The sequence below is a fragment of the Pseudomonas sp. AN-1 genome (assembly GCF_034057115.1).
Taxonomy (GTDB): Bacteria; Pseudomonadota; Gammaproteobacteria; order Pseudomonadales; family Pseudomonadaceae; genus Geopseudomonas.
Window position 1 is genome coordinate 1,225,945 of sequence record NZ_CP139195.1, and the last position, 26,323, is coordinate 1,252,267.

The following is a 26,323-nucleotide window of genomic DNA, read 5'->3' on the forward strand; positions in this document are numbered from 1 at the left end:
GATCGGCAGCCGAGAGCTGCCACTGCGGGCACCTGACGCCCTGGTTGTCGACCGGGTAGCCGGCATCCCGTCTCAGAACGACTCCCATTGCTCCTCGGTACCAGCGACGGCGCGCTTGCTCGCGGGCTCGGTCGCGACCGGAGCCGCCTGCCGGCCTGGCAGGTCGCGCGGCGCGGCCGTCTGGCGAGCCTGCTCGCCCGACAGGCGGAACACTTCCACCGCGCGCTCCAGCGCGTGCGCCTGGTCCGCCAGCGACTCGGAGGCGGCGGACGCCTCCTGCACCAGCGCGGCGTTCTGCTGGGTCACCTCGTCCATCTGCGAGATGGCGGTGTTGATCTGGGCAATGCCCGAGCTCTGCTCCTGGGAGGCAGCGGAAATCTCGTCGATGATGTCGGTGACGCGGCGTACCGCATTGACCACATCGCCGATGGTCTTGCCAGCCTGGTCGACCAGCACCGAACCGTCGCGCACGCGGCGCGAGGAGTCTTCGATGAGCGCCTTGATCTCGCGCGCGGCGTCGGCGCAGCGCCCCGCCAGGTTGCGCACCTCGCCGGCCACCACGGCAAAGCCGCGGCCCTGCTCGCCGGCGCGCGCCGCCTCCACCGAGGCGTTCAGTGCGAGGATGTTGGTCTGGAAGGCGATGGAGTCGATCACGCCGATGATGTTGGAGATCTGCCGCGAGCTTTCGTTGATTTCCTGCATGGTCGAGACCACCCGGCCGACCACTTCGCGCCCCTCGCCGGCGGCACTCGAGGCATCGCTGGCCAGGCTGCTGGCTTGACGGGCATTGTCGGCGTTCTGCTTCACCGTGGCGGTCAGCTGCTCCATGCTCGCGGCGGTTTCCTCCAGCGAAGCGGCCTGCTGCTCGGTGCGCGAGGACAGGTCGGCGTTGCCGCCGGCGATCTGCTGGGCACCGACCAGGATGGAGCCGCTGCCGTCGCGCACGCTGGCGACGATCCGCGACAGGCTGTCCTGCATCTCGCGCATGGCGGCCAGCAGCTGACCCACCTCGTTCGTCGAGGTGACCTTGATCGGCCGCGACAGGTCCGCCTTGGCCAGACGCTGCAGATGGTCTACGGCCTCGGCCAGCGGCTGGACGATCACCCGCTGCAGACCGAAGCGCACGGCGGCCAGGGTTGCCAGGGCGACGCCGAGCAGGGCCAGCGCGATCATGCTGAACAACCGGTGCATGCTCTGGTAGTCCGCGAGCAGGCGGTCCATCTTCTCGGCACTGTGGTTGAGATAGAGCCGCAAGGCATCTTCGTACGCGCTGACCAAGGGCAGCTGCTGCTCGCCGAGCTTGGCATAGGCGTCGAGATCGCCAGCCTCGAGCGCCTGGATCTGCTGATCGAGGACATCCAGCAACGGCGTGAAAGCGGCTGCCAGCGCGTCGACCAGCGGCTTCTCCGGCATCCCCTCGGGCACCTCGCGGTAAGCCTCGTACATTTCACGCGCACTGCCCGAACTGACACGCATGGACTGCAGCTTGACGCCCTTATCGCCTTCGCTGGTGAAGCGATTGCCCCGCAGGGCCTCGCGGTAGGCATCGGCGTTGACGATTATCTTCAGGCGCTCGATATTCGCTTGGTTGACCAGGTCGACCTGACGCACCGCCACCCGATCGATCTCCAGCACGGAGCTCAGCCCTTTCTCACCCCCGAGGTAGCCCAGCGCGCCCATTACGAACAGAAGTACGGCGAAGAGCACCAGTGTGGCGGTGAGAGCGCTCTTGATACTCAGGCGACCGATCAATTTCCCCATGGCAGATGCACCTTATTATTATAAAAATGCGTCAAACGCGCTGCGCCCGCCCGGAAGCAGCGACCTGACTGAGAATCCGCTCGGCCATGTGATCGAGCGAAACCACCTCGCAGGCACCGCCCAGGGCGATGCCCTCGCGCGGCATGCCGAACACCACGCAACTGGCCTCGTCCTGGGCGAAGGTGAAGGCCCCGGCCTGGCGCATCTCCAGCAGGCCACGCGCACCATCACGGCCCATGCCGGTGAGCAGCACGCCGATGGCGTTGCGCCCGGCACTTTCCGCCGCGGAGCGGAACAGCACGTCCACCGAGGGACGGTGACGGTTCACCGGCAGGCCGTCATCGAGGCGGGCGACGTAGTTGGCGCCGCTGCGCACCAGCTTGAGGTGCGCGGTACCGGGGGCGATGTAGGCATGCCCGGGCAGGATGCGCTCGCCGTCCTCGGCCTCCTTGACCACGATGCTGCACAGGCGGTTGAGGCGCTCGGCGAACGATTTGGTGAAGCCACCGGGCATGTGCTGGGCGATCAGGATCGCCGGGCTGTTGGCCGGCAGCGGTTCGAGCACCGCGCGGATCGCCTCGGTGCCGCCGGTGGAGGCGCCGATGATCACCAGCTTCTCGCTGGAGATCAGCGGGGCCTTGAGCACCGCCGGGCGCGGGGCGCCGGACGCGGTCTGGCGCGGCCGCGAACGGGCGGCGGCGCGGATCTTGTCGGCGATCAGCTCGCTGTATTCGAGCATGCCGTGGCGGATGCCCATCTGCGGCTTGGCAATGAAGTCCAGCGCCCCCAGTTCGAGGGCACGCAGGGTCACCTCGGAACCGGCCTGGGTCAGCGAGGACACCATCAGCACCGGCATCGGCCGCAGACGCATCAGGCGGTCGAGGAAGTCCAGACCGTCCATGCGCGGCATTTCCACGTCCAGGGTCAGCACGTCGGGGTTGTGTTGCTTGATCAGGTCACGCGCCACCAGCGGATCGGCGGCCACCGCCACCACTTCCATGTCCGGCTGCGAGTTGATGATCTCGCGCAGCAGGTCACGTATCAGCGCCGAGTCATCGACACACAGAACCTTGATCTTGGGGACACTCAAACTGCTCTCCTTCGCGTGTCGCGATTTTTCGCCCGGGCCTGCCCGCAGCAAGGACGGACCCGGGGGGTTCACGCTCATTATCAGAGCTTATCGGCAGATGCCGCTCAGCCTTTAGGCCCGGCGGCGTCACGCAGGGTGTAAACCGTCTGCCCGCGCAGCACGAAGTCGTCGCTGATGTAGGAGAAGTTTTCCGAATGGCCGGTGATCAGCAGGCCATCCGGCTTCAGGTAAGGCACGAAGTGCTTGAGGATCTTGGCCTGACTGGTCTTGTCGAAGTAGATCATGATGTTGCGGCAGAAGATCGCATCGAACGGCCCGCCGATCTTCCACTGCGCGTCATGCAGGTTGAGCTGGCTGAACTCGACCATGTTCATCAGCTCCTGGCGCACCCGCGCCAGGCCGATGCGCTCGCCGCTGCCACGCAGGAAGAAGCGGTGCGCCCGCTCCTCGCCCATCTCCAGCACCTGCTTGAGCGGATAGACACCGGTACGCGCCTTGGCCAGGGCTTCGGTATCGATGTCGGTGGCGATCACCCGTGACTGGCTGGCCATCTGCGGTCCGAGCGCCTCGATCAGGGTCATGGCGATCGAATACGGCTCCTCGCCGGTGGAGGCCGCCGCGCACCAGATGCGCACCGGCTCCCGGCGCCCGGCCACATGGGCGGCCAGCAGCGGGAAGTGGTGCGCCTCGCGGAAGAATGCCGTCAGGTTGGTGGTCAGCGCATTGGTGAAGGCCTCCCACTCCCGCGCGCCCGGCTGGCGCGCGAGGCGATCGAGGTATTCGCCGAAATGGCTCATGCCGTGCAGGCGCAGGCGCTTGGCCAGGCGGCTGTAGACCATCTCGCGCTTGTTGTCGGCCAGCACGATGCCGGCGCGATCGTAGATCAGCTGGCTGATGCGGCGGAAATCCGCATCGGTCATGACCAGATCGCGGCCAAAACCGCTGACGGCGGGCACTTCGACATTCATAGGACTGCTCAAGAGCTATTTCCTGCTGGTAATCAAAATTCGCTCCATTCCTCGACCGCAGGCGCCTCGCGGCGCGCTGGCGGCGTGGCTGCCGGCGCACCGGGCTGGACCGCCGCGGCGGCAGGCGAGGCCTTCGGCGCCGGACGGCGCGGAGCGCCTCCCGCCGCACGCTCCTGGCGCTCGCGCAGGCGGAACACGCCCATGGTGCGCAGGGCGTCCTCGAGATGGCTCTTGAGTTCGACCGACGCCTGCGCCGCTGTCTGCACCAGGCCGGCGTTGCGCTGGGTCACGTCATCCATCTGCGCCACCGCCTGGTTGACCTGGGCGATGCCGCTGCTCTGCTCGTCGGAGGCGGCGGCGATCTCGCCCATGATGTCGTTGACCTTGGTCACCGCATCCACCACCCCCTCGATGCTCTGCTCGGCGCGCTGCACCAGCTGGGCACCCGCGTCGATCTGCTGCGAGGAGCTGACGATCAGCCCGCGGATCTCCTTGGAGGCATCGGCCGAGCGGCTGGCCAGGTTGCGCACTTCGCTGGCCACCACGGCGAAGCCGCGGCCCTGCTCGCCGGCGCGCGCCGCCTCCACCGAGGCGTTCAGCGCGAGGATGTTGGTCTGGAAGGCGATCGAGTCGATGACGTTGATGATCTCGGTCATCTTGCGCGAGGTGGCGGTGATCTGGTCCATGGTGCCGACCACCTGGCCCATCACCTCGCCGCTGTCGCGCACCGTGGCGGCGGCGTCGCTGGCCAGCTGGCTGGCGTGGCGGGCGTTGCCGGCGTTCTGCTGCACGGTGGCGGTCAGCTCCTCCATGCTCGCCGCGGTCTGCTGCAGCGAGGCGGCCTGCTGCTCGGTGCGCGAGGACAGCTCCTCGTTGCCATGGGCGATGTCGTCCACCGCCTCGGCCAGCGAATCGACGCTGCGGTTCACGTCGCGGGCAATGCGGGCCACGCTGTTGCGCACCGCGCCCTGGAAGCGGATCAGCTCGGCCATCTCGGCGATCTGGCAGTCGCCCAGGCGCGCCTCGAGATTGCCGGCGGCCAGCTGCGCCATGTAGTCGACCGAGCCCTGCAGGGCTCGGTGCACCGTGCGACCGGTGCGCACCATGCGGACGAGCAGGAACAGGCCGACCAGCGCCATGCCCGCCTCCTCGGCCAGATCGGCAGCCCCCGCGCCACTGATCAGCGCCTGCACCAGGTCGAAGCCGCTGTCGACCACCAGCACCAGGGCGGCGGCCATGATGCTCCACAGGCGGGCGCGCAGGGACGGCTGGCGCAGGTGCACCAGCCAGCCGCGCGGCCCGCGATGCACCAGGCGCCCGCGGTCGAGGCGCAGATGCCTGCCGCGCCCTTCGCGGATCTGCCGGTAGGCCTGGCCCGCCGCATCAACCTCGCCGGGACTCGGCTTCGAGCGCACCGAGGTGTAGCCCACCACCCGGCCGTCCTCGACGGTCGGCGTGACGTTGGCGCGTACCCAGTAGTGGTCGCCGTTCTTGCGGCGGTTCTTCACCAGACCGTTCCAGGAGTGCCCTTCCTGGATGGTCGACCACAGGTTGGCGAAGGCCTCCGGCGGCATGTCCGGGTGACGTACCAGGTTGTGGTTGGCGCCGTGCAGCTCCTCCCAGGAATAGCCGCTGACCTCGATGAAGCTCGGGTTGGCATAGGTGATCCGGCCCTGCAGATCGGTACGGGAAATCAGGAAGTGCTCATCCCGCAGCTCGTACTCGCGCTGGGTGACCGGCTGGTTGTTACGCATAACAGACTTGCTCCACGGCTGTGGCAGGCCGGCACGGGGCCGGCGTATTCATTGGCAGGCAGGGCGCGGTGGCGAAAGGCCACAGCGCTCTGCGGTAAATCGCGTCAGCAGACGTTCCATGCGACAACCTCCGTGTGTCGGTCGAACCCTTCAGAATTCGCTCCACTCCTCGACCGGCTCGGCGCTCTTGCGCCGCGCCGGCTGGCTGCTGGCCGCCGGGGCAGCGACCGGGGTCACAGGCCGGCGCGCTCCGCTGGCAGGCTGGCGCGGCGCGGCAGGCGACTGGCCATCCAGGCGGAACACGCCGATGGTGCGCAGGGCGTCGGTCAGGTGCACCTCCAGCTCGACCGCGGCCTGCGCGGCGCGCTGCACCAGGCCGGCGTTGCGCTGGGTGACGTCGTCCATCTGCGCCACCGCCTGGTTGACCAGGCCGATGCCGCTGCTCTGCTCGGCCGAAGCGGCGGCGATCTCGCCCATGATGTCGTTGACCTTGGTCACCGCATCCACCACCCCCTCGATGCTCTGCTCGGCGCGCTGTACCAACTGGGCGCCCTCGTCGATCTGCTGCGAGGAGCTGACGATCAGCCCGCGGATCTCCCGCGAGGCCTCCGCCGAGCGGCTGGCCAGGTTGCGTACCTCGCTGGCCACCACGGCGAAGCCGCGGCCCTGCTCGCCGGCGCGCGCCGCTTCCACCGAGGCGTTCAGCGCGAGGATGTTGGTCTGGAAGGCGATCGAGTCGATCACGTTGATGATCTCGGTCATCTTCCGCGAAGTGCTGGTGATCTGCCCCATGGTGCCGACCACCTGGCCCATCACCTCGCCGCTCTCGCGCACGGTGGTGGCGGCGTCGCTGGCCAACTGGCTGGCGTGACGGGCGTTGCCGGCGTTCTGCTGCACGGTGGCGGTCAGCTCCTCCATGCTCGCCGCGGTCTGCTGCAGCGAGGCGGCCTGCTGCTCGGTGCGCGCGGACAGCTCCTCGTTGCCACCGGCGATCTGTTCGACCGCAGTCGACAAGGCATTGACGCTGCCGCTGACGTCGAGCGAGATGCCGCGCATGCTCTTGCGCAGGGCGTCCTGGAAGCGCATCAGCTGGGCCAGCTCGTCGAGCCGGCTGCTGCGCAGGCGCACCTCGAGGTTGCCGGCGGCCAGTTGCGCCATGTAGTCGGAGGCGAACTCCAGGCCACGCAGCAGCGCCCGCCCGGTACTCAGGGTCATGGTCAGCAGCAGCACCCCGAGCAGCGCCATCACACCCTCGGCAAGCATCTCCGGTCCCGCCGCGCCGTCGAGGAACTTGGTCACCCCGGAGACGCTGTTGCCGATCACCATCAGCACCGCGATCAGGCGGATCAGCCACAGCCGGAAACGCAGCGAGGACGGCTGCAGACGTGCCAGCCAGCCGGCCGGGCCACGGCGCAGCAGGCGGCCGCGATCGAGCATGAACTGGCGGCCGCCGCCGTCGCGGATCTGCCGGTAGGCGTCGACGACCGAGTCGACCTCCTCGCGGCTCGCCTTGCGGCGGATCGAGGTGTAGCCCACCACCCGGCCGTCCTCGACGGTCGGCGTGACGTTGGCGCGCACCCAGTAGTGGTCGCCGTTCTTGCGACGGTTCTTCACCAGGCCGTTCCAGGAATGCCCTTCCTGGATGGTCGTCCACAGGTTGGCGAAGGCCGCCGGTGGCATGTCCGGATGGCGCACCAGGTTGTGATCGGCGCCGTTGAGCTCCTCCCAGCTATAGCCGCTGACCCGGATGAAGGTCGGGTTGGCATAGGTGATCCGCCCCTTGAGGTCGGTACGCGAGATCAGGAAGGTGTCATCCGCCAACTCGAATTCGCGCTGGGTGACCGGCTGGTTGTTGCGCATGCTGACTCTCCATGGATGTGAGTGGCTTCGGGGCGTTGCGACCGCTCTGCGGCGGTTCAGAAGGTCTGCCAGTCGTCCTCGTCCGCCGACCTGGCCGCGGGACGGCTGTCAGCGGTGCGGGCCAGTTCAGCCACCTCGCGCTCGGCGCTCTCGTACTGCTGCCGGGCCCACGACCGGGCCGGCGGGCGCGACGACGCCTGCGTCTCGACGATGCGGAACACCTCCACCGCCTCGCGCAGGCGCTGGGCTTCGCCGACCAGATCGCTGGCGGCACGCGCCGAGTCCTGCACCAGGCCGGCGTTCTGCTGGGTCACCTGGTCCATCTGGGTCACCGCCTGGTTGACCAGGCCGATGCCGTTGCTCTGCTCGGCGGAGGCGGCGGCGATCTCGTCCATGATGTCGGCGACCTTCTGCACCGCCTCGACGATCTCCTGCATGGCGTTGCCGGCCTGGCTGACCAGGTTGCTGCCGGTCTCGACCCGCGCCACCGACTCGCCGATCAGGGTGCGGATGTCCTTGGCCGCGTCGGCGCTGCGGCTGGCCAGGCTGCGCACCTCGCCGGCCACCACGGCGAAGCCGCGGCCCTGCTCGCCGGCGCGCGCCGCTTCCACCGAGGCGTTCAGCGCGAGGATGTTGGTCTGGAAGGCGATCGAGTCGATCAGCTTGATGATCTCGGCGACCCGGTGCGAGCTGCTGCTGATCTGCCCCATGGTGCTGACCACCTCCTCGACCACCTCGCCGCCGCGCTGCGCGGCCTGCGCGGCGGTGGCCGCCAGCTGGCTGGCCTGGCGCGCGTTGTCGGCGTTCTGGCCGACGGTGGCGGTCAGTTGCTCCATGCTGGAGGCGGTATTCTCCAGCGAGGCGGCCTGATCGATGGTCCGCGAGGACAGGTTGCGGTTGCCCTCGGCGATGTCCTGGGCGCCCTCGTGGATCAGCTGGCTGCTGTGGCGCACGGTGCCCACGGTGGCGGTCAGACGCTGCTGGATATGCGCCAGCGAGGCGAACAGCTGGCCGATCTCGTTGCTGCTGCCCGCCTCGATCGGCTCGGCCAGATTGCCGGCGGCGATCTGCTCGCAGTGGCCGACCACCCGCTGCAGCGGGCGGATCACGTTGCGGCCGACGCCCCACACCACGGCGAAGATGCTGGCCACCGAGAGCAGCAGGACCAGGACGATCAGCCAGCGGACGGCGCCGGCGAACTCGGCGAAGGCCTGCTGCTGCGCGCCGGCCTGCGGCACGGCGGCGATGCTCTGTTCGGCGAATCCCAGGCTGTACCAGCCGAGCGCGCTGAGGGCGCAGACCAGCGTGGCGAACAGGCCCAGGACCAGGTTCCAGCTCAACCGCACGGTCATGTTGTTCAGTAGCTTCACCTTGCTCTCCTTGTGCAGCGACCCGCCACCGGCGACGGGCCGCGCTCTCGATGCTTCAGGCCCAGGCGGTTTCGCCGCGCGCCGTTGCCGGCTGCAGCTCGAACGGCTCGCCAGCGGCAGACTCGTTCACCCGCGAGCGCGATGCGGCGTCGCCACCGCCGATGACGAAGCGCACCACATGCTCGCTCAGCCGCGCGCTCTGCTTGCTCAGGCGCTGCGCGGCCAGCGCACTGTCCTGCACCATGCCGGCGTTGCGCTGGGTCATCTGGTCCATCTGCGCCACCGCCACGTTGACCTGCTCGATGCCACTGCTCTGCTCCGCAGAGGCCGAGGAAATCTCGCTGATCAGGATGTTCAGCCGGCCGATGTCGGCGACCATGTTGCGGATGACCTCGCCGGTCTGGCGTACCCGCTCGTTGCCGGTGCGCACCTGGCCCCCGGCGCTGTCGATCAGCCCCTTGATCTCGTGGGCCGCCTCGGCCGAGCGACTGGCCAGCTTGCGCACCTCGCCGGCCACCACGGCGAAGCCGCGGCCCTGCTCGCCGGCGCGCGCCGCTTCCACCGAGGCATTGAGGGCGAGGATGTTGGTCTGGAAGGCGATCGCGTCGATGGTGTCGACGATGCTGGACATCTGGCTGGCGCTGGCCTGGATCGCGCTCATGGCGTCGACCACCTGCTCCATGGCGCTGCCGCCCTTGTGCGCGTTGTCGGCGCAGTTGGCCGCCAGACGCCGCGCCTGGTCGGCGTTCTCGGCGTTCTGCCGCACGGTGGAGGTGAGCTGCTCCATGGTCGAGGCGGTTTCCGCCAGGGCGGCGGCCTGCTGCTCGGTACGCGCCGCCAGTTCGGCGTTGCCGTAGCTGATCGCCTCGGCCTCCTCCTGAACCTCGTGGGCGCTGTGGCTGATGTCGCCGATGGTGCGGCTGAGCGACTCGCGCATGCGGTTCATGTCCGCCAGCAGGCTCTGGCTATCGCCGGCGCGCAGCTGCGGCGCCTGGCTGAGGTCGCCTTCGGCGATCTGCCGGGCCACCACCACGGCATAACGCGGATCACCCCCCAGACGCTGCAGCAGGTCACGGATCACCCAGCCCATCAGCAGCGACAGCGGGATGCCGACCAGCAGCAGGCCAAGGGCTGACTGGATCAGCTTCTGTATGAACATGTCGTTGATGTCGGCGATGTAGGTGCCGGTACCGATGTACCAGCCCCAGGGCTCGAAGCTGCGCACGTAGGAGCGCTTGTTCTCCAGCTCCTCGCTGCTGGCGTGCTTCCAGCGGTAGTCGATGAAGGCGGACTCGCCGGACTGCTTCACCGCCTGGGCCATTTCGGCGAACAGGTGGCGGCCATCGGCATCCTTGAAGTCCTCGACCGAGGTGCTGGCCGGGATGGTCGGGTGGGCGACGACCATGCTGTCGTCGAAGATGAAGAAATAGCCGCGCCCGTCATCGTAGCGCATGCTCTTGATCAGCTCGCTCGCATACAGCTGGCCCGCGTCCAGGCTCATGCCGCCGCGCTGGACCTGCGCGGCCACGTCGCTGATCACCGAGCGGGCGATTTCCACCTGGCTCTCCACCTTGGCCTTGCGCTCGTCGAACATCACGCTGCGCGTTACCCAGGCACTCCAGAACATCAGCACCAGCATGGCCAGCCAGGCGGCGATCAGTGTGCCCCACAGCTTCTGGCTCGTAGTCAGATTGCGCATCCCATACCCCCGAGGTCTTTTCTTTTAACTTATGGCTTGCCGATTGACCGGTCTCGCGCGGCTCTTGCGGCCTTTCTGTCTATCGGCAATCCGGGGAAGAACTTTCGAGCCGGCCGCTCAGACCGCGGTCTTCTCCACCAGCGCCATTTCCTCGCTGGTCAGCATGCGGTCGATGTCGACCAGCACCAGCATGCGGTCCTCCAGGCTGGCCAGCCCGCTGAGGTAGTCGGAGGACAGCGACAGGCCGAACTCCGGTGCCGGCTTGATCTGTTCGGGAGTCAGGCTCAGCACGTCGGAAACGCCGTCGACCACCACGCCGACCACCCGGCCGGAGACGTTCACCACGATCACCACGGTCTGGCTGTCGTACTCGACGCGGTCGAGGTTGAACTTGATGCGCAGGTCGACGATCGGCACGATCACCCCGCGCAGGTTGGTGACACCCTTGATGAACGGCGGCGCGCTGGCGATCCGGGTGACGTTCTCGTAGCCGCGGATCTCCTGGGCCTTGAGGATGTCGATGGCGTACTCCTCGTTGCCCAGGGAGAACACCAGGAACTCGCGCGGACGCGCCTCTGCGGCGGCGTTGTCGGTCGTTTGGAAGGACATCAGATAACCTCCTGGAGGGGAGCTGCGGTGCTGCGCGGGTCGCGCAGGGCGGATTGGCTACGGTTGAGGCGCTGCAGGTCGCCGACATCGAGGATCAGCGCGACACTGCCATCGCCGAGGATGGTGGCGGCGGAAATCCCCGGCACCCGGCGGTAGTTGGTTTCCAGGTTCTTCACCACCACCTGCTGCTGGCCGATCAAATCGTCCACCTGCAGGGCATAACGGCGGCCCTCGCCCTGCACGATCACGGTGATCGACTCGGTCGGTGCGGTACGCGCATCGGCAACATCCATGACCTGATGCAACGCCACAACCGGCAGATACTCGTCGCGCACCTTGAGCAGCAGGTCGGTGCCGGCCATCGAGTAGAGGTCCTCGGCGCGCGGCTGCAGCGATTCGAGCACTGCGCTGAGCGGCAGGATGAAGACCTCCTTGCCCACACGCACCGACATGCCGTCGAGGATCGCCAGGGTCAGCGGCAGGACGATGCGGATGGTGGTGCCCTGCCCGGCGCGCGAGAGGATCTGCACATGGCCGCCCATCGACTGGATGTTGCGGCGCACGACGTCCATGCCCACCCCGCGCCCCGACACGTCGCTGACCTGTTCGGCCGTGGAGAAGCCGGGAGCGAAGATCAGTTGCCAGACTTCGTCGTCGGGCATGCCGTCGTTCACCGCCAGGCCCTGGCTGCGCGCCTTGGCCAGCAGTTTGTCGCGGTTGAGGCCGGCGCCGTCGTCGCGCACCTCGATGAGGATGTTGCCGCCCTGATGGCGGGCGGACAGGGTCAGCCGGCCGGTGCGCGACTTGCCGGCAGCCTCGCGCTGGTCCGGCGACTCGATGCCATGGTCGAGGCTGTTGCGCACCAGGTGGGTGAGCGGATCGATGATGCGCTCGACCAGGCTCTTGTCCAGCTCGGTGGACTTGCCCTCGGTGACCAGCTCGATCTCCTTGCCCAGCTTGGCGGCCAGGTCGCGCACCTGGCGCGGGAAGCGGCTGAACACGTAGTCCATCGGCACCATGCGGATCGACATCACCGCTTCCTGCAGGTCGCGCGCATTGCGCTTGAGCAGGCCCATGCCGTTGAGCAGCTCGCTGTGCAGGGCGCCGTCGAGCTGGCCGGCGGTCTGCTCGAGCATCGACTGGGTGATCACCAGCTCGCCGACCAGGTTGATGATCTGGTCGACCTTGTCCACCGGCACCCGCAGGCTGCTGGATTCGGCGCTGGCCGGGGCCGCCGGGCGCGCAGCGGCGGCCGGAGCGGGACTGGCCGGCGCGGCGGCAGGCGCGGCGGCAGGCGCCGCGGGCTGCGGGGCGACCGCCGCGGGCGGTTGCACGGCCGGTGCAGGAGCAGGTGCAGGTGCCGCCGGAGCTGCCGGCGCCGGGGTCTTGACGGCGACGGGTGCAGGCTCGGGCGTCCGGGCTGCCGCCGCGACAGCGGCCTCGGGCGCGAAGGCCGCCACCAGTTGGGCGATCGGCTCCAGCCCGGCACTGGACGCCGGCTCATCACCGATGCCGAGCACGCAGATCTCCAGTTGCTCGGGCTCGACGATGAAGCACATCACCGCCTCGATGTCGCCGGGATCCTCCTCGGACAGCAGCTCCACCTCGTAGCGCTGCTGGTCGCCCCCCTGGCAGACGATGGTGCCGAACTGCTTGAGCTCGTCGACCAGCAGTTGGCGATCCTTGTCCTTGACGCCCAGCAGCGCCACGCACAGACGCGCCTGACCGCCCTCCGCGGCGTCGGCCTGGGGCGCGACGACCGGCGCGACCGGCTCCGGCTCGATCACCGGCGCCGGAGCAGGCGCTGGGGCAGACGCTGGGATGGCCGCGGCAGCGGCCGGGGCGTGGCCGATCTCCTCGAGCGCCAGCTGCTGCAGGGTCTGGCAGATGCGCGCGAAGGCCTCGGCATCCGGCTCGGCGTTGTGTCGGTAGGCGTCCAGCTGGTCGTGCAGCATGTCCTTGGTTTCCAGGAACAGGTCGACGATGTCGCGGCGCAGCTTCAGCTCGCCGCGGCGCAGGTGGTCGAGCAGGTTTTCGAAGATGTGGGTGGTCTTCTGCAGCACATCGAAGCCGAAGGTGCCGGCGCCGCCCTTGATCGAGTGCGCCGCGCGGAAGATGGCGTTGAGCTGCTCGGGGTCCGGATCGTCGATATCCAGCTCCAGCAGATGGCGCTCCATGTCGTCCAGCAGCTCCGCGGCCTCTTCGAAGAAGGTGGCGTAGAATTCGGTGATATCCATGCAGGCTCTCACTCGGGCGTGGGGGTGGTGCCGGAAGCGGGCGCGACATCAGGCGTCGGCACGGTTTCCGGGGTAAAGGAACTCTGCTCCAGGATCGCCGCGGCGGTGCGCGAGTCGAGGACGATCACCGCGATGCGCCGGTTCATCGGATCCTGCGGGGCAGCACCGGCGAAGGGCACGCGGTCGGCCATGCCGGCCACCCGCAGCAGCTTGTCGAGGGCCAGGCCGCCAGCCACCAGCTCGCGCCGCGAGGCGTTGGCCCGCTCGCTGGACAGCTCCCAGTTGCCGTAGCCGGCCTCGCCGCCCGGATAGGGCCGGCTGTCGGTATGGCCGGTGATCTGGATGCTGTTGGGCAGCTCGTTGAGCATCGGCGCGATGGTCCGCAGCAGGCTGCGCAGGTAGGGGGCGACCCGCGCGCTGCCGACCTCGAACATCGGTCGCGACTCGGTATCCACCAGCTGGATGCGCAGCCCCTCGGGAGTCAGCTCGAGGCGGATCTGCTCGCGCAGCTCGCGCAGCGCCGCATCGCTCTCGATCACCTTCTCGATGCGCTGCTTGAGGTCCTGCAGGCGCGCCTGCTCATCGCTGCTGCGCGTCCTCTCGCGCAGGTCGATACGCATCTGCTCGCCTTCGGCATGGGTCGGGTCGGGGCCGCCGCCGGGAATCGCGCTGTCGCTGGCGGTGGGCTTGTCGCCGCCGGCCATGGCCACCAGCAGCGGCGTGCTGAAGTACTCGGCGACCGCCTGGCGGGTCTTCTCATCCGAAGAGGCGAGGATCCACATGACCAGGAAGAACGCCATCATGGCGGTCATGAAGTCGGCGAAGGCGATCTTCCAGGCGCCGCCGTGATGGCCATGGCTGACCTTCTTGCGGCGGACGATGATGATCGGGCGGTCGTGGTCGCTCATGCGCTACCTGCCGCGGCCGCCGGCTTGTGGTTGCGCACGTGCTCCTCCAGCTCGGCGGCGGTCGGCCGCTCGACGGTATCCAGCGCCTTGCGGCCGAACTCCACGGCGATCTGCGGCGGGTAGCCGTTGATGCTGGCCAGCAGGGTCACGCGCAGGCACTGCAGCATCTTCACCGCCTCGGACACCTGGCGGCCGATGCGGCTGGCCAGCGGGGCGACGAAGCCGTAGGCCAGCAGGATGCCGAGGAAGGTGCCGACCAGGGCGTGGGCGATCATCATGCCCATCTCGTCCGGCGGCGCGCCGGCGGCGGAACTCAGGGTCTTCACCACACCCATCACCGCGGCGACGATGCCGAAGGCCGGCAGGCCGTCGCTGACCTTGGTCAGCGCGTCGGCCGGCAGGTGCGCCTCGTGCTCGAACGACTCGATCTCGTGGAGCATCAGCTCGTCGATCTCGTGGGCGCTCATGTTGCCGCTGACCATCAGGCGCAGGTAGTCGGTGAGGAAGTGCATGATCATGGTGTCCTCGAGCAGCTGCGGATGCTCGGCGAACAGCGCACTTTCGGCCGGACTGTCGATGTCGCGCTCAATCGACAGCATGCCGTCGCGGCGGGCCTTGGCCAGCAGCTTGTACTGCAGGGCCAGCACCTCCATGTACATCGCCTTGTCGTACTTGAGGCTGCGCTTGAGGGTGGAGGCGGCCTTGAAGGTGCTCTTGATCGCCTTGCCGTGGTTGGCAGCGAGGAAGGCGCCCAGCGCCGCGCCGCAGATGATCAGCACTTCGGTGGGCTGATACAGCGGGCCGAGACTGCCGCCTGACAACACATAGCCACCGAACACGGAGATGAGTACCACGGCGAATCCGATCACGATCAGCACGACAACACTTCCTTGGGTCAGATCAGGAGATGACCTGAGTGCTATCGGCAGTCGCGGGCGAAACTTGAGGGCGGCAATGCGCGGAGCGCCGAACGGCGCAGGTACGACAACGCGAGGATGGGCAGACCAGCCGGGGCGCCACGAACGGGCGCCCCGGAGAGGGCATCAGCCGCCGGCGACCGCCAGCGGCGCATCGCCGAAGCCGGCGTCACCGGCATTGGCGGAGGCTTCCAGACTGGCCTCGCGGTGCTTGCGCGTCTTGCCGGCGCGCGAAGGAGGCTGGCAGATCCCGCAGACATAACCACGCTTGGGCGCATGGGCATGGGCCACGAAGCGACCGCTGCAACTGGTACAGCGCACCAGTTCGAGCATCTCGCTTTCGAAGAAACGCACGAGGGTCCAGGCCCGGGTCAGCCCGAGCACCACCTCGCTGTCCTCGGCCAGCTCGACATGCTCGAGATACAGGCGATAGGCCTTGACGAAGGCCTCCATGCGCTCGCAGCCATGGCTGAGCACCAGGCTCTCGTAGATGTTGTAGAACAGCGAGGAATGGATGTTCGGCAACCAGGTCACGAACCAGTCGGTAGAGAACGGCAACATGCCTTTCGGCGGCGAAACGCCGCGCACTTCCTTGTACAGGCGAATCAGCCGCCCACGGCTGAGGTCCGTCTCCGTTTCGAGCACCTGCAGCCGTGCCCCCAGCTCGATCAGATCGATCGCCAGCTGCACCTGCTGCATCTCGTTGAGCAGACTCTTTTCGCTCATGACGGACTCACTCAGCCTGCAGATGCAACCGCTGGCGCCACCGAAGCCATCAGCAGGGCGGCATGAATCCGCCCCAGATCCTGCTCGCGCTGGCTCTGGGTCAACTGCGCCAACTGGTCGGCATCGTCCAGCACCATGCGGCACAGCAGCTGACGGGTGCGGGACAGCTGCATGAGCTGCTTGGCCGAAAGTCCGCCGATCAGTTCGGCAGTCTGGGGGCTGAGCTTAAGACGAAACTGCGCCGTGACCGGATCCTCCCGCAGCAGCTTCTGCGCCAGCAACAGATAGGAAAGATTCAGCTCCTGGATATCATCCAGCAGGCTATCGACACTCATGGAAATCCCTTGAATTTCATACGTCATCAAGGCTGCACGCCGCCTAGCGACTCAAGCTAATAGTTGTACACAACCGTGACAGCGCTTTTGGCGCCACTCTTGGCATTGGACTCCGGCTGTGCATGGATGAAGGATCGGCGACACTTGCCTGACGCCCAAGTTCCGCCGACGCCGGCATGCTACCACGCAAAAATGTGAACCTGATAGCACCACTAAAGGAAACATGAGGACTACGACTGAGAGCACTTCTCACAAGATCGGGCAAAACGCCCCAAAAATGGCAAATTGGCGCCAAAAAAACACTTGCATAAAACCTATACAGTTGTTAAAGGCCGGCGCCGACCCCACACACCCTTGACCTGAATCAACGATATGGCGCTATTCTTGCAGCGCCTGCAGCCCGCCCGCCCAGGCCAGCAGCTCACCGACCACCTGATACAGCTGCGGCGGAATCCGCGCATCGAGGTCCACCTGCATCAGCAGGCCGACCAGCTCGGGCGAATCGTGGATCGGCACGCCATGCCGGCGCGCCTCGGCGATGATCCGCTCGGCCACCTCGCCATAGCCCTTGGCCACCAGCCGCGGCGCCTCCTCGCCGTCACGGTAGGCCAGCGCCAGCGCCTGGCGCCGCCGCACATGGGAACGCTCATCCGCCATCGCCCACCTCCGCCTCACGCTCGATCAGGTGCAAGCGCACCTCGCTGAAACCATGGCCGGCCAGGCGCTCCTCCAGCACTCCGCGAGTCTGCGCGAAATAGCCGCGCAGGCTGGCCGACTCGGTCTGCAGGGTCAGCGCCAGCCGCTCGCCCTGCAGGCTGATCGCCACCTCCAGCTCGCCATGCCCTTCCAGGCGCAGGGCCAGGCGCACCTGCCATGCGCCCTGCCCGGCTGAAGTTTCACCCTCGCCTTCGCCGCCACTCTCCGCCTGCGCCTCCGCCGGCGGCGGCTGGATGCTCAGCGCCATGAATACGCCAGCCCAGACATTGCCCTCCCAGCGCACCTGCGGCTGCGCCAGCATCTCCAGCTGCTGGCGCAGCAGCGGCAGCTGCGCCTCGCCGGCATCCCCGCCGTCATGCCTGGCGTTCGCCAGCCTTTCATCTGCAGCGGGCGATCCCGGCTCGACCGACGACAGACGCTCGGCGGACGCCGCAGGCACCGGCTCGCCGGGCGACTCCTGCGCCAATGGCGCCGCCTGCACCGCAGCCGGCGAAGCAGACACCGGGACCACCCGCATCTGCGGCTCCTGGCGCAACGCCTCGAGCGGCAGCTCGCCGCGCGACCAGCGCGCCACATGCGCCTCGTAGAACAGCCCGCTGGACTGGATGCTCTGCTGCAACTGCCCGGCGACCAGCGCGGCGGGCTGCGACCCGGCCGGCGCCGCGGCCAGCAGCGGGCCGGCGGGCGCGATGACCGCCGGCGGTGCCGGAAAACGCTGCAGCAGGTCGCCGATCAGCCGCGCCGCGGCGCTGAACGAGGTGGTGGTCGAGGGCTGCGGCTGGGCGGGCGGCGCGACCTCGGCGGCACCCGGCTGGCGCGCTGTCGAGGCATGCGCCGCCTGGCTGCGCACCGCGGCCGCGGCCTGCGCCACCGGCGCCGATTCGCGCGGATCCAGACGCGAATCGCTGTGCAGAGGCCGCGCGCCCTGCGCCGGTGCGGCGGCCGCAACCGCCGCATTCAGATCCCTGGGCAAGGGAATATCCACACGCCGCCCCAGCACCTGATGCAGCAAGGTGTCCAGAAGCGGCGTGATCCCGCTCACATGCCGCCCCCGTCCGGGCCGACGGGCACGTCGGAGCGATAGGCGCGCCCCAGCTCGAGCTGGCGCCGCGACACGCCGATCAGCCGCCCCAGCTCGTCGCGACGCGCCAGCAGGCAGGAACGGATCTCCGCCTCCAGCTCGAGGATCTGCTCGAGCAGGCAGGCGCGCCGCGCCCGGTCGCCGCCCTCGACACCGAGGCGCCGCTCGCACTGGGTGACGTTCTCCAGCTCGACCAGATAGCGCGACTTCTCGAGCACCAGGCTCGACCAGTCGCCCTGGCGGGCGAACTCGAGCATCCGCTGCGACTGGCGGAGCAGATGCTGGTAGGAGTCGATGACCTGCGATTGACTGGCCATGCTCAGTAACCGTCCACTTGCGGCCCGATTTCGCGCCAGGCCGAGCCGATGTCCTCGAGCAGGCGCTCGGCCTCGTCGAGGCACTGCTCGTCGTTGTGCAGATTGGCCTGCAGCAGCAGGCGCACTACATAGTCATAGAGCTGTTCGAGGCGCTGCGCCAGTTCCCCGCCCTGCTGCGGGTCGAGAGCAGCGATCAGGCCGAGATTGACGATGTCGATGGCCTTGGAAATCGCCTTGCCCTTCTCGGCGACGGCACCGTTCTGCATGTGCAGGCGCGCCGCGCGGATCGAGGCCTGGGCACCGTCGAACAGCATGACGATCAGCCGATGGGGGGTCGCGGCCATCACGCTGCTCTCCACACCCACCCGGGCATAGGCAGCCGCGCCGCGCATGGTACTGGTGACCATCTTCTTGGTTCTCTCTCTGCGAGTGAGTGGTTATCAGCCGTTGAGCTGGGCGTTCAGCGCATCGAACTGCTGGGTCAGGTAGCTGGTCGTGGCATTCATCTCCGACAGCATCAGATCCAGCTGGGTGAACTGCTTGCGGTAGCGCTCGACGGTGGCGCTGATGCTTTCCTCCATCCGCGCGTAGCGCTCGTCGAGCGACTTGATCCGCCCCTCGACGCCCTTGCTGACCGTATCGAGGGCACCGCCGTCCTTGAGGACCGTCTCCAGCGTGCTGCTCAGCTTGTCGGCCAGACCATCGGCGGTGCCGACACCGGCGAAGAAGCCGCTGACCGACATCAGGTCGCCGGAGATCAGGCCGTCGAGCTTGCTGCCGTCGAGCTTCAGGGTGCCCTTGAGCTCCAGCTCGATGCCGACATCGGCCAGCCGGGTCAGCGCGCCCTCGCCGAGACTGGCAGTGAGCACGTTGCGCAACTGGCTATGCACGCCACGCAGGGTGGCGTCGCCGAGCAGGTCGCCGGCCACCTGGGTATCCGCGTTGTAGGCGGTCAGGCTGGAAACGGTACCCTGCAGCGAATTCCATGCATCGACGAAACCGGTGACCGCCGACTTGATTGCCGCGCTGTCGCGCGCGACAGTCAGCACATGACTGCCACCCGCCTCGCTGAGCGACAGGCTGACACCCTGCACCGCGCCCTCGACCATGTTGGACTGGCTGGCGATGTCGATGCCGTTGACCTTCAGCGCGGCATTGCGCGCCTCCACCTTTTCGGAAAGATTCAGCACGCCGCCATAATCGCCGGTGACGGTCATCCGCGCGTCGGTACCGGTGTCCTTGGCGGTCAGCACCAGGCGATGGGGAGTGGCGCTGCCGTCATTGACGATGCTGGCGCTGACCCCGCCATTCTGCTTGTTGATGGCGTCGCGCAAGTCCTCCAGCGAGCTGGCATTGGCATCCAGGGTCACCGTCAGGGTCTTCTGCGTCGCGCCACTACCCTGGGTGATCGTCAGGGTGCCGGCCCCCAGATCGGTCGTGCGGTCGGCCAGGCCGACGCTCGCCAGGCTCTGCGCCTGGGCCAGATTGGTGACCGCGACCTCGTAACGTCCCGCCACCGCATCGCTCTTGGCCGCGGCAGTCACGCCGGTGCCGGTGATGCTGCTGGTGACCGCCTGGAAGGTCTTGCTGTCGCCGAGCTTCTTGGCGGCGTCCTGCACCTTGGTCAGCGCGCTTTCCAGCCGGCCGTAGGCTGACAGCTTGGCCTGCTGGGCCTTCTTCTGCTTGGTGACCGGCTGCAGCTTCAGGCGCTCGGCGCTGTCCAGCTGGTCGAGCAGACCGCTGAGATCGAGACCGGAACCGACGCCCAGCGAGGAAATGGAGGCCATGGAATTCCCCTTGCAAACCAGGCGCACCCGGCAACCGGGCCTGGCGCGCGTCCTTATCAGTTAGGCCCTGCAGCGAGATGGCAAGGCGCCGTTGAAAACCTTATCGGCTGGCCGCCGGGAGACTTTAGGCAGAATCGCGGGAGCCTCGCCGGCGACCGGGTCGCGCCTGACCGGGTCGCGCCTGACCGGGTCGCGCCCGACCGGGCGTAGCTGCCGGATCAGACCTGCATGTTCATCACGTCCTTGTAGGCGGTGATCAGCCGGTTGCGCACCTGCACGCCCATCTGCATGGCGATGCTGGCCTTCTGCATGTCGACCATGACGTCGCTCAGCTCCACGCCGGGAGCGCCGGACTGCAGCGCCATCGCCTTGCTGCTGGCAGTCTGCTGCAGCTCGTTGATGCGCTGGATCGAGGCGCGCAGCTCGGCAGCGAAGCCGCCCTGGCCGACCGCCTGGGCGGCCGTCGCGCCCTGGGCGGACTGCCCCGCCGCCTGGGCGGCCAGGGTATGGAGCTGTTGCAGGGCAGACTGGATGGCTGGAGCACTCATCGACACATTCCGGACAGGCAGGGATTGGGGATGCTGGCAAGCCTACCGGGCAGCGACCGCCGCCCATGCCCCCAATTGACAGCAAAAGCCGTGGCTTTTCAGGCCTTTAGCATGGCGGTCCAGACGCATAATGACGCCATCACAGCTCCGCCCGCGCCCGGCGGAGCCTCGCGACCGACCCTGCAAGCGGAACCCGCAATGCCCTTCGAAACAATCCTGACCGGCCCCCGGAACTGCGCATGAGCAACGCCACGCCAGCCGCCGCCGGCATCCCCGGCAGCGCCGCCGCCAGCAGCAACACAGGCAGCGGGCTAGAGCGCCTGCTGGCCAGGGTGCGCAGCACCCCGCTGCTGCCCGTACTGATCGCCGGCGCCGCGTCCATCGCGGTGCTGGTCGCCCTGCTGCTGTGGGCCCAGGCGCCGGACTACCGGGTGCTCTTCTCCAACTTCAGCGAAGCCGACGGCGGACGCATCATCGCCGAACTGGACAAGCGCGGCGTGCCCTATCGCCTGAGCGAAGGCGGCAGCACCCTGCTGGTGCCGGCCGAGCAGATGCACGCGCTGCGCCTGCAACTGGCCGAGCAGGGCCTGCCGCAGGCCGGCAACGTCGGCTTCGAGCTGATGGACAAGCAGGCCTTCGGCGTCAGCCAGTTCGCCGAGCACCTCAACTTCCAGCGCGGCCTGGAGGGCGAACTGGCCCGCTCGATCGAATCGCTCGGCCCGGTGGCCAAGGCGCGCGTGCACCTGGCCATGGCCAAGCAGTCGATCTTCGTCCGCGACCGCCAGCCGGCCAGCGCCTCGGTGGTGCTGACCCTGCACCCGGGGCGCAGCCTCGGCGAAGGCCAGGTCGACGCCATCGTGCACATGGTCAGCTCCAGCGTGCCGGAGCTGACCGCCGAGGCGGTCACCGTGGTCGACCAGAACGGCCGCCTGCTGTCGGTACCCGGCGGCGAGGGGCGCGATCTCGACGGCAGCCAGCTGAGCTACATCGACGAGGTGGAAAGCTCCTACCAGCGCCGCATCGAGCGCATCCTCAGCCCGCTGCTCGGCGCCGAGAACGTGCGCGCCCAGGTCGCAGTGGAGATCGACTTCGCCAATCGCGAGCAGACCGCCGAGCGCTTCACCCCCAACCAGAATCCCGGCGAGGCGGCGATCCGCAGCCAGCAGTCCAGCGAGAGCCTCAGCGGCGACACCGCGCCTGCTCGCGGCGTGCCGGGCGCCCTGTCCAACACGCCCCCTGCACCATCGGCACCGACCCCGCCCGCCCCGCCGCAGGGACAGACCAGGGGCCAGCCCGCCCAGAACGCAGCGCCAGCGGCCGATCCGGCGACCGCCGCAGCCAGGAGCACCCAGGGCTCGGCGCAGCGCGACAGCCTGACCAACTACGAGGTCGACCGCAGCGTCGAGCACGTCCAGCTGCGCCGCGGCAGCATCAAGCGCATGACCGCGGCCGTGGTGCTCAACTACCGCAACGGCGTCGACGCCGACGGCAACCCGACCCGCGAGGCGCTGAGCGCTGCCGAGCTGGAGCAGATCAACCGCCTGGTGCGCCAGGCCATGGGCTACTCGGAGAACCGCGGCGACCAGCTGGAAGTGGTCAACAGCCCGTTCACCGAGGCCTCGCCGAGCGTTGCCGCCAGCCCCTGGTGGCAGACCCCGGAATTCTTCGTGATGGCCACCTCGATCGCCCGCTACCTGATGGTGGGCATCGCCGCCCTGCTGCTCTGGCTGCTGCTGTTGCGCCCGCTGATGCGCCGCCACGCACCGTCGCCGGCCGCCGCCGGTGGTACCGGGGCGGAAACTGTCGACGCCGCGAACGTCGGCCCGGCCAGCAGCGCCGGCGGCGCCGAGCCGGTCGACCCGGTAGAGGCGACCGCGGCCGCCACCGGCGAGCTGCAGCGCCGCCAGCGCCGCCGCTCGGCCGTCTACGAACACAACCTGGCCACCCTGCGCGAGATGGCCCAGGACGACCCACGACTGATCGCCATGATCGTCAGCGGCTGGATGAAGAAGAATGACTGAGATGACCGGCGTCCGCCGCAGCGCCATCCTCCTCCTCAGCCTGGACGAGGATAGCGCCGCGGAAGTGTTCAAGTACCTGTCGACCCAGGACATCGAGGCGGTCAGCCTGGAGATGGCGCGCCTGCAGCAGGTCTCCCACGAGGAGATGCGCCAGGTGCTCGACGGGTTCTTCGACGAGACCGAGCAGTACGCGGCGATCAACCTGCTGTCCAGCGACCACATCCGCGCGGTGCTGACCAAGGCCCTCGGCAGCGAACGCGCCGAGACCCTGATCGAGGACATCCTCGACGCCAGCGGCACCAGCTCCGGCATCGACAAGCTCAACCTGATGGAACCGGGCATGGTCGCCGAGCTGATCCGCGACGAACACCCGCAGATCATCGCCACCATCCTCGTCCATCTGGAGCGCGGCCAGGCGGCCGACATCCTGCAGCTGTTCGACGACCGCCTGCGCAACGACATCATCCTGCGCGTGGCCACCTTCAACGGCGTGCAGCCGGCCGCGCTGCAGGAACTCACCGAGGTGCTCGGCGGCATGCTCGACGGCCAGAACCTCAAGCGCAGCAAGATGGGCGGCGTGCGCACCGCGGCGGAACTCCTCAACCTGCTCAACTCCAACCAGGAGGAGTCGGCCATCGAGACCCTGCGCGCCCACAACGAGGACCTGGCGCAGAAGATCCTCGACGAGATGTTCCTGTTCGAGAACCTGCTGGACGTCGACGACCGCGGCATCCAGCTCATCCTCAAGGAAGTCGACACCAACTCGCTGGTGGTGGCGCTCAAGGGCGCCGAGCCTGCGCTGCTCGACAAGTTCCTGCGCAACATGTCGCAGCGCGCCGCCCAACTGTTCCGCGAGGACCTCGAGGCGCGCGGCCCGATCCGCGTATCGCAGGTCGAGGCCGAGCAGAAGGCGATCCTGCAGATAGTCCGCCGCCTGGCCGACAGCGGCGAGATCGTGCTTGGCGGCGGGGACGACTCCTATGTCTGACCGCCGGCCGCCGCACGTCGGGGAGCAGTGGCGCCCCTGGCAGATGGACGAACTGGGCAGCGCCGGCGAGGCCACGCGCCAGCAGCGCGAAGCGCAGCGCCAGGAAGCCCTGCGCCAGGCGGCCTTCAGGCGCAACGCCGAACTGCAGGCGCTGCGCGAGCAGGCCCAGCAGCAGGCCCGCGAGCAGGGCTACCGCGACGGCTTCGCCGAGGGCCGCGAAGCCGGCTACGCGGCCGGCCTCGAGGAAGGCCGGCGCGCCGGCGAGGCCGAGCTGCAGCAGCAGCTGCAGCAGACCCTGCAGCCGCTGCAGGGCTTGGCCGCGCAGTTCGGCGCCGCCCTCGCCCAGCTCGACGAACGGATCGCCGCGCAACTGGTCGACCTGGCCCTGGTCACTGGCCGCCAACTGGCCGGCGAGGCCCTGGCGGCGCACCCCGAACAGATCCTCGAGATCGTCCGCGAACTGCTGCACAGCGAACCGGCACTGAGCGGCCAGCCGCGCCTGTGGCTGCATCCGGCCGACCTCGTGCTGGTCAAGGCCCAGCTCGGCGACGAGCTGGAGGCCGCCGGCTGGCGCCTGCAGCCGGACAGCGAACTGTCGCGCGGCGGCTGCCGCGCCAGCGCCGGCAGCGGCGAACTGGACGCCACCCGCGAGCGGCGCTGGGAAGCCCTGGTGGCGCAGATCCGCCACCGCCAGCAGGCGGACGACGCCAGCCACGTCGCAGACATGGGAGTCTGAGCCCATGCAGGCCAATCCGCATCAGCATCACTGGCAGCAGACCCTGGCCAGCGTCAGCCGGCGCATCGCCGCGACGCCGCGCCACAGCGCCAGCGGCCGGGTGATCCGCGCCACCGGCATGGTGCTGGAAGCCACCGGCCTGCAGGTGCCGCTGGGCGGCGTGTGCCGCATCGAGCTGTCGCCGCGCGGCGCTGCCCGGCAGCAGCCCAGCTGCGCCGAGGCTGAGGTGGTCGGCTTCGCCGGCGAGAAGCTGTTCCTCATGCCGCTGGAGGAGATCAGCGGCCTGCTGCCCGGCGCACGGGTGTTCCCCCTCGCCGACAGCGCCGGCGAGCGCGAGAGCGCGCGGCGCTTCCCGCTGGGCAGCGCGCTGCTCGGCCGGGTGCTCGACGGCGGCGGCCAGCCGCTGGACGGACTGCCGCTGCCGGAGGACTGCCACTACGCGCCGCTGGCCACCGAACCGATCAACCCGCTCAACCGCGCGCCCATCGAGGAGCAGATCGACGTCGGCATCCGCGCCATCAACGGCCTGCTCAGCGTCGGCCGCGGCCAGCGCATGGGCCTGTTCGCCGGCTCCGGCGTCGGCAAGTCGGTGCTGCTCGGCATGATGGCGCGCTTCACCCGCGCCGACGTGATCGTGGTCGGCCTGATCGGCGAACGCGGCCGCGAGGTGCAGGACTTCATCGACAACATCCTCGGTCCGGAAGGCCGCCGCCGCGCCGTGGTGGTCGCTGCGCCCGCCGACACCTCGCCGCTCAAGCGCCTGCAGGGCGCCGCCTACGCCACCCGCCTGGCCGAGGACTTCCGCGATCAGGGCCGCGACGTGCTGCTGATCATGGACTCGCTGACCCGCTACGCCATGGCCCAGCGCGAGATCGCCCTGGCCATCGGCGAGCCGCCGGCGACCAAGGGCTACCCGCCCTCGGTGTTCGCCAAGCTGCCCCGGCTGGTGGAGAAGACCGGCAACGGCCCGCGCGGCGGCGGCTCGATCACCGCCTTCTATACCGTGCTCAGCGAAGGCGACGACCAGCAGGACCCGATCGCCGACTCGGCGCGAGCGATCCTCGACGGCCACGTGGTACTGTCGCGCCAGCTGGCCGAGAGCGGCCACTATCCGGCCATCGACATCGAGGCGTCGATCAGCCGGGCGATGACCGCCATCGTCGACGACGGCCAGCGCCGCCGCGCCCAGCAGTTCAAGCAGGCGCTGTCGCGCTACCAGCGCAACCGCGACCTGATCAGCGTCGGCGCCTACGTGGCCGGCCACGACCCGCAGCTCGATCACGCGGTCAACCTGTATCCGCGTCTGGAGCGCTTCCTCCAGCAGCGCATCGACGAACGCGCCGGCATCGCGGAAACCCTGCAGCAACTTTCCGCCCTGGTCCCCGGGGCCTGACCTGATGGAGAGGTGATCCGGCATGTCCCGCTCATCCGCACTCGACACCCTGATCGAGCTGACCCGCGAGGCCGTCGACAACGCCGGCCGCCAGCTGGCCGGCGCGCGGCGCAGCCAGCAGCAGGCGCAGGGGCAGCTGGACACCCTGCAGCACTACCGCCAGGAATACGCCCGCGGCCTGCAGCAGGCCATGCAGGAAGGCATGGAGCCGGCCAGCCTGCTCAACTACCAGGCCTTCCTCGGCACCCTGGACAATGCCATCGACCGCGCCCGCCTGAGCCTGAACGAGCAGCAGCGTCAGGTCAGCCAGCGCCAGCAGCAGTGGCTGGAGCAGCAGCGCAAGCTGAACTCCTACCACACCCTGGTCGACCGGCGCGCCCAGGCCGAGCAGTTGCGCGACAGCCGCAGCCAGCAGCGCATCACCGACGAGCTGAGCGCCCAGCTGCGCCTGCGCGGCAGCGCCTTCACCTCCACTTCCGGCAGCGGCCGGTGAGCAGCCCC

24 protein-coding genes and 1 pseudogene are annotated in these 26,323 nt (G+C 68.6%); 5 read left to right on the plus strand and 20 right to left on the minus strand.

The window, feature by feature from the left end:
* Positions 1–72: 72 nt before the first annotated feature.
* The 20 genes and pseudogenes from SK095_RS05470 to fliE form a co-directional block, all read right to left on the minus strand.
* Positions 73–1,221, minus strand: a complete 1,149-nt coding sequence (locus tag SK095_RS05470; RefSeq protein ID WP_414153883.1) for a methyl-accepting chemotaxis protein — start codon at positions 1,219–1,221, stop codon at positions 73–75.
* A 69-nt stretch (positions 1,222–1,290) separates the two neighbouring features.
* Positions 1,291–1,761 (minus strand): annotated as a pseudogene (locus tag SK095_RS21715) (Tar ligand binding domain-containing protein); the annotation flags it as partial.
* Positions 1,762–1,792: 31 nt separating this feature from the next.
* Positions 1,793–2,851 carry a protein-glutamate methylesterase/protein-glutamine glutaminase gene (locus tag SK095_RS05475; RefSeq protein WP_201487575.1) on the minus strand — a complete coding sequence of 353 codons (1,059 nt, stop codon included), beginning with the start codon at positions 2,849–2,851 and terminating at the stop codon, positions 1,793–1,795.
* Between the two features lie 104 nt (positions 2,852–2,955).
* Complete coding sequence (locus SK095_RS05480; RefSeq protein WP_320548869.1) at positions 2,956–3,819, minus strand: CheR family methyltransferase; 864 nt, start codon at positions 3,817–3,819, stop codon at positions 2,956–2,958.
* Between the two features lie 32 nt (positions 3,820–3,851).
* Complete coding sequence (locus tag SK095_RS05485; RefSeq protein ID WP_320548164.1) at positions 3,852–5,573, minus strand: methyl-accepting chemotaxis protein; 1,722 nt, start codon at positions 5,571–5,573, stop codon at positions 3,852–3,854.
* A 150-nt stretch (positions 5,574–5,723) separates the two neighbouring features.
* Positions 5,724–7,433: a methyl-accepting chemotaxis protein gene (locus SK095_RS05490; RefSeq protein ID WP_320548165.1), complete on the minus strand. Its 1,710-nt coding sequence runs from the start codon at positions 7,431–7,433 to the stop codon at positions 5,724–5,726.
* A 56-nt stretch (positions 7,434–7,489) separates the two neighbouring features.
* Positions 7,490–8,785 carry a methyl-accepting chemotaxis protein gene (locus SK095_RS05495; protein WP_136491533.1) on the minus strand — a complete coding sequence of 432 codons (1,296 nt, stop codon included), beginning with the start codon at positions 8,783–8,785 and terminating at the stop codon, positions 7,490–7,492.
* Positions 8,786–8,858: 73 nt separating this feature from the next.
* Positions 8,859–10,502 (minus strand): methyl-accepting chemotaxis protein, encoded by a 1,644-nt coding sequence (locus tag SK095_RS05500; RefSeq protein ID WP_320548166.1) that lies wholly within the window; start codon positions 10,500–10,502, stop codon positions 8,859–8,861.
* 117 nt (positions 10,503–10,619) lie between these two features.
* Positions 10,620–11,111 (minus strand): chemotaxis protein CheW, encoded by a 492-nt coding sequence (locus tag SK095_RS05505; RefSeq protein ID WP_320548167.1) that lies wholly within the window; start codon positions 11,109–11,111, stop codon positions 10,620–10,622.
* On the minus strand, positions 11,111–13,348 hold the full coding sequence (gene cheA / locus SK095_RS05510) for a chemotaxis protein CheA (protein WP_320548168.1): 2,238 nt from the start codon (positions 13,346–13,348) through the stop codon (positions 11,111–11,113). The genes SK095_RS05505 and cheA overlap by 1 nt, the downstream gene beginning before the upstream one ends.
* Positions 13,349–13,356: 8 nt before the next feature.
* Positions 13,357–14,256 (minus strand): flagellar motor protein MotB, encoded by a 900-nt coding sequence (motB, locus tag SK095_RS05515; RefSeq protein ID WP_320548169.1) that lies wholly within the window; start codon positions 14,254–14,256, stop codon positions 13,357–13,359.
* Entirely contained in the window at positions 14,253–15,134 is an 882-nt protein-coding gene (gene motA / locus SK095_RS05520; protein WP_136491704.1) for a flagellar motor stator protein MotA, read from the minus strand. The genes motB and motA overlap by 4 nt, the downstream gene beginning before the upstream one ends.
* 165 nt (positions 15,135–15,299) lie before the next feature.
* Complete coding sequence (gene flhC / locus SK095_RS05525; protein WP_136491705.1) at positions 15,300–15,899, minus strand: flagellar transcriptional regulator FlhC; 600 nt, start codon at positions 15,897–15,899, stop codon at positions 15,300–15,302.
* A gap of 11 nt (positions 15,900–15,910) precedes the next feature.
* A complete protein-coding gene (gene flhD / locus SK095_RS05530; protein WP_136491706.1) occupies positions 15,911–16,234 on the minus strand; it encodes a flagellar transcriptional regulator FlhD in 324 nt (107 codons plus the stop codon).
* A gap of 378 nt (positions 16,235–16,612) precedes the next feature.
* Positions 16,613–16,891, minus strand: a complete 279-nt coding sequence (locus SK095_RS05535; protein ID WP_136491707.1) for an EscU/YscU/HrcU family type III secretion system export apparatus switch protein — start codon at positions 16,889–16,891, stop codon at positions 16,613–16,615.
* A complete protein-coding gene (locus SK095_RS05540) occupies positions 16,881–17,924 on the minus strand; it encodes a flagellar hook-length control protein FliK (RefSeq protein WP_320548170.1) in 1,044 nt (347 codons plus the stop codon). Before SK095_RS05540 ends, SK095_RS05535 begins: the two co-directional genes overlap by 11 nt.
* Before the next feature lie 65 nt (positions 17,925–17,989).
* Complete coding sequence (locus tag SK095_RS05545; RefSeq protein ID WP_136491502.1) at positions 17,990–18,349, minus strand: flagellar protein FliT; 360 nt, start codon at positions 18,347–18,349, stop codon at positions 17,990–17,992.
* Positions 18,350–18,351: 2 nt separating this feature from the next.
* On the minus strand, positions 18,352–18,756 hold the full coding sequence (fliS, locus tag SK095_RS05550) for a flagellar export chaperone FliS (RefSeq protein WP_236574804.1): 405 nt from the start codon (positions 18,754–18,756) through the stop codon (positions 18,352–18,354).
* 33 nt (positions 18,757–18,789) lie between these two features.
* Positions 18,790–20,136: a flagellar filament capping protein FliD gene (gene fliD, locus SK095_RS05555; protein WP_136491501.1), complete on the minus strand. Its 1,347-nt coding sequence runs from the start codon at positions 20,134–20,136 to the stop codon at positions 18,790–18,792.
* Between the two features lie 218 nt (positions 20,137–20,354).
* Positions 20,355–20,684, minus strand: a complete 330-nt coding sequence (gene fliE, locus SK095_RS05560) for a flagellar hook-basal body complex protein FliE (RefSeq protein ID WP_136491500.1) — start codon at positions 20,682–20,684, stop codon at positions 20,355–20,357.
* A 239-nt stretch (positions 20,685–20,923) separates the two neighbouring features.
* On the opposite strand from fliE, the gene fliF reads away from it, so the two are divergent.
* The 5 genes from fliF to fliJ are packed head-to-tail and all read left to right on the plus strand — an operon-like array spanning position 20,924 to position 26,315.
* Positions 20,924–22,705, plus strand: a complete 1,782-nt coding sequence (fliF, locus tag SK095_RS05565) for a flagellar basal-body MS-ring/collar protein FliF (RefSeq protein WP_320548171.1) — start codon at positions 20,924–20,926, stop codon at positions 22,703–22,705.
* Positions 22,698–23,693 carry a flagellar motor switch protein FliG gene (gene fliG, locus SK095_RS05570; RefSeq protein ID WP_136491498.1) on the plus strand — a complete coding sequence of 332 codons (996 nt, stop codon included), beginning with the start codon at positions 22,698–22,700 and terminating at the stop codon, positions 23,691–23,693. Before fliF ends, fliG begins: the two co-directional genes overlap by 8 nt.
* Positions 23,686–24,429: a flagellar assembly protein FliH gene (fliH, locus tag SK095_RS05575; RefSeq protein ID WP_136491497.1), complete on the plus strand. Its 744-nt coding sequence runs from the start codon at positions 23,686–23,688 to the stop codon at positions 24,427–24,429. Before fliG ends, fliH begins: the two co-directional genes overlap by 8 nt.
* 4 nt (positions 24,430–24,433) lie before the next feature.
* Positions 24,434–25,822, plus strand: a complete 1,389-nt coding sequence (fliI, locus tag SK095_RS05580; RefSeq protein WP_320548172.1) for a flagellar protein export ATPase FliI — start codon at positions 24,434–24,436, stop codon at positions 25,820–25,822.
* Positions 25,823–25,844: 22 nt separating this feature from the next.
* Positions 25,845–26,315 (plus strand): flagellar export protein FliJ, encoded by a 471-nt coding sequence (gene fliJ, locus SK095_RS05585; RefSeq protein WP_136491495.1) that lies wholly within the window; start codon positions 25,845–25,847, stop codon positions 26,313–26,315.
* Positions 26,316–26,323 lie beyond the last annotated feature (8 nt).

Coding starts and splice junctions, on each gene's coding strand:
- flhC (WP_136491705.1), bottom strand. CDS start 15,899: ATGAGCGAAAAGAGTCTGCTCAACGAGATGCAGCAGGTGCAGCTGGCG.
- fliJ (WP_136491495.1), top strand. CDS start 25,845: ATGTCCCGCTCATCCGCACTCGACACCCTGATCGAGCTGACCCGCGAG.
- SK095_RS05505 (WP_320548167.1), bottom strand. CDS start 11,111: ATGTCCTTCCAAACGACCGACAACGCCGCCGCAGAGGCGCGTCCGCGC.
- SK095_RS05545 (WP_136491502.1), bottom strand. CDS start 18,349: ATGGCCAGTCAATCGCAGGTCATCGACTCCTACCAGCATCTGCTCCGC.
- SK095_RS05480 (WP_320548869.1), bottom strand. CDS start 3,819: ATGAATGTCGAAGTGCCCGCCGTCAGCGGTTTTGGCCGCGATCTGGTC.
- motB (WP_320548169.1), bottom strand. CDS start 14,256: ATGAGCGACCACGACCGCCCGATCATCATCGTCCGCCGCAAGAAGGTC.
- fliS (WP_236574804.1), bottom strand. CDS start 18,756: ATGGTCACCAGTACCATGCGCGGCGCGGCTGCCTATGCCCGGGTGGGT.
- fliF (WP_320548171.1), top strand. CDS start 20,924: ATGAGCAACGCCACGCCAGCCGCCGCCGGCATCCCCGGCAGCGCCGCC.
- fliD (WP_136491501.1), bottom strand. CDS start 20,136: ATGGCCTCCATTTCCTCGCTGGGCGTCGGTTCCGGTCTCGATCTCAGC.
- fliH (WP_136491497.1), top strand. CDS start 23,686: ATGTCTGACCGCCGGCCGCCGCACGTCGGGGAGCAGTGGCGCCCCTGG.
- SK095_RS05535 (WP_136491707.1), bottom strand. CDS start 16,891: ATGGCGGATGAGCGTTCCCATGTGCGGCGGCGCCAGGCGCTGGCGCTG.
- SK095_RS05500 (WP_320548166.1), bottom strand. CDS start 10,502: ATGCGCAATCTGACTACGAGCCAGAAGCTGTGGGGCACACTGATCGCC.
- SK095_RS05470 (WP_414153883.1), bottom strand. CDS start 1,221: ATGGACCGCCTGCTCGCGGACTACCAGAGCATGCACCGGTTGTTCAGC.
- SK095_RS05495 (WP_136491533.1), bottom strand. CDS start 8,785: ATGACCGTGCGGTTGAGCTGGAACCTGGTCCTGGGCCTGTTCGCCACG.
- flhD (WP_136491706.1), bottom strand. CDS start 16,234: ATGAGTGTCGATAGCCTGCTGGATGATATCCAGGAGCTGAATCTTTCC.
- SK095_RS05485 (WP_320548164.1), bottom strand. CDS start 5,573: ATGCGTAACAACCAGCCGGTCACCCAGCGCGAGTACGAGCTGCGGGAT.
- fliG (WP_136491498.1), top strand. CDS start 22,698: ATGACTGAGATGACCGGCGTCCGCCGCAGCGCCATCCTCCTCCTCAGC.
- fliI (WP_320548172.1), top strand. CDS start 24,434: ATGCAGGCCAATCCGCATCAGCATCACTGGCAGCAGACCCTGGCCAGC.
- fliE (WP_136491500.1), bottom strand. CDS start 20,684: ATGAGTGCTCCAGCCATCCAGTCTGCCCTGCAACAGCTCCATACCCTG.
- cheA (WP_320548168.1), bottom strand. CDS start 13,348: ATGGATATCACCGAATTCTACGCCACCTTCTTCGAAGAGGCCGCGGAG.
- SK095_RS05490 (WP_320548165.1), bottom strand. CDS start 7,433: ATGCGCAACAACCAGCCGGTCACCCAGCGCGAATTCGAGTTGGCGGAT.